This window comes from Oceanicola granulosus HTCC2516 (assembly GCF_000153305.1).
Lineage (GTDB): Bacteria > Pseudomonadota > Alphaproteobacteria > Rhodobacterales > Rhodobacteraceae > Oceanicola > Oceanicola granulosus.
The window spans coordinates 697,599-701,520 of sequence record NZ_CH724107.1; the positions used below are offsets into that span (position 1 = coordinate 697,599).

The 3,922-nt window shown below is 69.2% G+C and carries 3 protein-coding genes; 2 read left to right on the forward strand and 1 reads right to left on the reverse strand.

Annotated elements, in window-relative coordinates; translation table 11 throughout:
• Positions 1 to 14 precede the first annotated feature (14 nt).
• Positions 15 to 1,385 carry a class II 3-deoxy-7-phosphoheptulonate synthase gene (locus tag OG2516_RS03365; protein ID WP_007254208.1) on the reverse strand — a complete coding sequence of 457 codons (1,371 nt, stop codon included), beginning with the start codon at positions 1,383 to 1,385 and terminating at the stop codon, positions 15 to 17.
• Positions 1,386 to 1,602: 217 nt separating this feature from the next.
• Here OG2516_RS03365 and OG2516_RS03370 point away from each other — a divergent pair, with 217 nt between their 5' ends.
• Together OG2516_RS03370 and OG2516_RS03375 are read left to right on the forward strand one after the other, a co-directional pair.
• Positions 1,603 to 2,616 (forward strand): GlxA family transcriptional regulator, encoded by a 1,014-nt coding sequence (locus OG2516_RS03370; protein WP_007254209.1) that lies wholly within the window; start codon positions 1,603 to 1,605, stop codon positions 2,614 to 2,616.
• Between the two features lie 102 nt (positions 2,617 to 2,718).
• Positions 2,719 to 3,900: an ABC transporter substrate-binding protein gene (locus OG2516_RS03375; protein ID WP_007254210.1), complete on the forward strand. Its 1,182-nt coding sequence runs from the start codon at positions 2,719 to 2,721 to the stop codon at positions 3,898 to 3,900.
• Positions 3,901 to 3,922 lie beyond the last annotated feature (22 nt).

Consider the following 3,922-nt stretch of genomic DNA (forward strand, 5'->3'; position numbering starts at 1 on the left):
CACCCACCGCGTAATCAGACCGCCTTCGCTTCCGACATCCCGTTGCGCCGGTCACGCAGTTCCTCGGCCACGAGGAACGCCAGCTCGAGCGACTGCGAGGCGTTGAGGCGCGGGTCGCACGCGGTGTGGTAGCGGTCCGACAGGTCCTCGTCGGTGACCGCGCGGACGCCGCCGGTGCACTCGGTCACGTCGGCCCCCGTCATCTCGAAATGCACGCCGCCCGGGACGGTGCCCTCGGCCTTGTGCACCGCGAAGAACTCGCGGACCTCGCGCAGCACGCTGTCGAACGGCCGGGTCTTGTAGCCCGACGACGACTTGATCGTGTTGCCGTGCATCGGATCGCAGCACCACACGACGTTGGCGCCCTCCTCCTGGACGGCCCGGACCAGCCGCGGCAGGTTCTCACCCACGGTGCCGGCGCCGAAGCGCGAGATCAGCGTCAGCCGGCCCGGCTCGTTCTCCGGGTTCAGCTTGGCCATCAGCGCCTTGAGGTGGCCACTCGTCATGGAGGGGCCGCACTTGAGGCCGATCGGGTTCTGCACGCCGCGGCAGAACTCGACATGGGCGCCGTCGGGCTGGCGGGTGCGGTCGCCGATCCAGATCATGTGCCCCGAGCCCGCGAGCCACTTGCCGGAGGTGGAATCGACGCGGGTCAGCGCCTCTTCGTACTCCAGCAGCAGCGCCTCGTGCGAGGTGTAGAACTCGACCGTGGAGAGCTCGTGGTTGGTGTCGCCGTTCATGCCCGCGGCGGACATGAAATCGAGCGTGTCGGTGATGCGGTCGGCGATGGCGCGGTACTCTTCCGCCTCCTCGCTGTCGGTGAAGCCGAGGATCCACTGGTGCACCCGGTGCACGTCGGCGTAGCCGCCGGTGGAGAAGGCGCGCAGCAGGTTCAGCGTCGCCGCCGCCTGGGTGTAGGCCTGCAGCATCTTCTCGGGCGCGGGCGTGCGGGCCTCGGGGGTGAAGTCGAGGTCGTTGATGATGTCGCCGCGGTAGCTCGGCAGCTCCACGCCGTCCTTCGCCTCGGTCGGCGCGGAGCGCGGCTTGGCGAACTGGCCGGCCATGCGGCCGACCTTCACCACCGGAACCTTGGCGCCGTAGGTGAGCACCATCGCCATCTGCAGCATCACCTTGAAGGTGTCGCGGATGCCGTCGGCGGTGAAGTCCTTGAAGCTCTCGGCGCAATCGCCGCCCTGCAGCAGGAACGCCTCGCCCCGGCTCGCCTTGGCGAGATGCGACTTCAGGCGGCGGGCCTCGCCGGCGAAGACCAGCGGCGGATAGCTCGACAGGCGCGCCTCGACCGCGGCCAGGGAATCCTGGTCGAGATAGTCGGGCATCTGCACCCGAGGCTTGTTGCGCCAGTCGGTTTTCGTCCACTCGGTCATTGATCCGGTCCCTCTTGCTCCGGGTGCGCGGCCGCGGGGGGCGACCGTCGGAGGCGGCTTATAGCCCGCGTCCCCCGCAGGGCCAATGCCTAATGGCCCGAAACACCGCCTGCGGGACCGAAAGAGGCCCATGGGCGGGCGGAGATGGTTTATCCTTGCGCGGGTAAGGCAGATCTGTAGTGCTCGGCCAACACACTCCGGCGCATGCGAGCGGCCCATGACCACGATGATCATCGAAGCCCAGACCGTCGAACTCGCCAACCCGCCGTCACGGCCACGGCGCTTCGTGTTCGTGCTGCTGCCGCAATTCACCATGCTGTGCTTCGCCTGCGCCGTCGAGGCGCTGCGCATCGCCAACCGCATGTCGGGGCGCGAGCTCTACAGCTGGGCGCTCGCCGGCGAGGGCGGCGAGACGGCGTCCTGCTCGCTCGGCATCCGCTACGCGCTCGACATGGATCTCGACGAGCTCGACCGGGACGACACGCTGATGCTCTGCGGCGGCGTCGACGTGCAGGCGGCGACGACGAAGCGGATGCTCAACTGGCTGCGCCGCGAGGCGCGCCGGGGGGTGACGATGGGCGGCCTCTGCACCGCGAGCTACACGCTGGCGCGCGCCGGACTGCTCGAGGGTCGCCGGGCGACGATCCACTGGGAGAACCAGGACAGCTTCCTCGAGGAGTTCGAGGAGGTGAAGCTGACCAAGTCGGTCTTCGTCGTCGACGGCAACCGCATCACCACCGCCGGGGGCACCGCGTCGATCGACCTGATGCTCAAGCTCATCGCCGACGACCACGGCGAGGAACTCGCCAGCGCCGTGGCCGACCAGCTCATCTACTCCGCCATCCGCACCGACCAGGACACGCCGCGGCTGTCGATCCCGACGCGCATCGGCGTGCGCCATCCCAAGCTGAGCCGGGTGATCCAGATGATGGAGACCAACATCGAGGAGCCGATCAGCCCCTCGATCCTCGCCCGCGACGTGGGCATGTCGACGCGCCAGCTCGAGCGGCTGTTCCGCCGCTACCTCAACCGCTCGCCCAAGCGCTACTACATGGAGCTGCGCCTGCAGAAGGCGCGCAACCTGCTGATGCAGACCGACATGAGCGTCATCAACGTCGCGCTGGCCTGCGGCTTCGCCTCGCCGAGCCACTTCTCCAAGTGCTACCGCGCCCACTACGACACCACCCCCTACCGCGAGCGCGGCGCCCACGCGGCGCGGCTGTCGGTCTGAGGCGCGGGCCGCGGCCCCTGCGTCAGTAGAAACGGGTATTCCCATTTCAGCGCGCTGCTCCTAGGCTCCCGTCCGGACCAACTGTCCCTCAGGGAGAAGAAAATGAAGAAACTGTTGCTTGCATCCGTCGCCACCTTCGTCGGAACCGCCGCGGTGGCGCAGGACGTCAAGTTCGGCATCATCCTCGGCTTCACCGGCCCGATCGAGAGCCTGACGCCCCACATGGCGGACGCGGCCGAGATGGCGATCAACGAGGTCAACGAGGCCGGCGGCATCCTCGACGGCCAGATGATCGAGGCGGTGCGCGCCGACTCCACCTGCATCGACAACGCCGCCGCGACCGCGGCCGCCGAGCGCCTGATCACCTCCGACGGCGTCGTCGCCATCGTCGGCGCCGACTGCTCGGGCGTCACCGGCGCGATCCTGTCCAACGTCGCCGTGCCCAACGGCGTGCCGATGATCTCGCCCTCGGCAACCTCGCCGGCGCTGTCGACGGCCGAGGACAACGGCCTGTTCTTCCGCACCTCCCCCTCCGACGCACGGCAGGGTCAGGTGATCGCCGACATGCTCTCCGACAAGGGCATCGAGGAGGTCGCCATCACCTACGTCAACTCCGACTACGGCAAGGGCCTCGCCGACAGCTTCTCCGCCGCCTTCGAAGAGGCCGGCGGCACGGTGACGATGAGCGCGCCCCACGAGGACGGCAAGGCCGACTACAGCGCCGAGGTCGGCGCCGCCGACGCGGCCGGGGGCGAGGCGCTCGCGGTGTTCGGCTATTCCGACGGCGGCGGCGCGGGCATGATCCGCTCGGCGCTCGACACCGGCGCCTTCGACATGTTCGTCCTGGGCGACGGCATGTACGGCGACGCGATGATCGACAACCTCGGCGGCGAGATCGAAGGCACCATCGGCGCCGTGCCGTGGGCCGAGGGCGAGGGCACCGATGCCTTCAACACCAACGCCGAAGCCGCGGGCGTCACCTTCGACAGCTCGTTCACCCGCGAGAGCTACGACGCGGCCGCGCTCCTCGCGCTCGCCGCGCAGGCCGGCGGCGAAGCCACCCCGGCGGCCATCGCGGCCAACGTGATGGACGTTGCCAACGCGCCGGGCGAAAAGATCCTGCCGGGCCAGCTGGGCCGCGCGCTCGAGCTGCTCGCCGCGGGCGAGGACATCGACTACGTCGGCGCGACCAACGTCGAGCTGGTCGGCCCCGGCGAGGCCGCGGGCACCTACCGCGAGTACACCATCACCGACGGTGACTACGAGACGGTGCAGTTCCGCTGAGGAACGCTTGACTGATCGGGCG

What these genes read in the sequence shown, in the direction of transcription:
- OG2516_RS03365 (WP_007254208.1), bottom strand. Translation starts at nt 1,385, where the DNA reads ATGACCGAGTGGACGAAAACCGACTGGCGCAACAAGCCTCGGGTGCAG.
- OG2516_RS03370 (WP_007254209.1), top strand. Translation starts at nt 1,603, where the DNA reads ATGACCACGATGATCATCGAAGCCCAGACCGTCGAACTCGCCAACCCG.
- OG2516_RS03375 (WP_007254210.1), top strand. Translation starts at nt 2,719, where the DNA reads ATGAAGAAACTGTTGCTTGCATCCGTCGCCACCTTCGTCGGAACCGCC.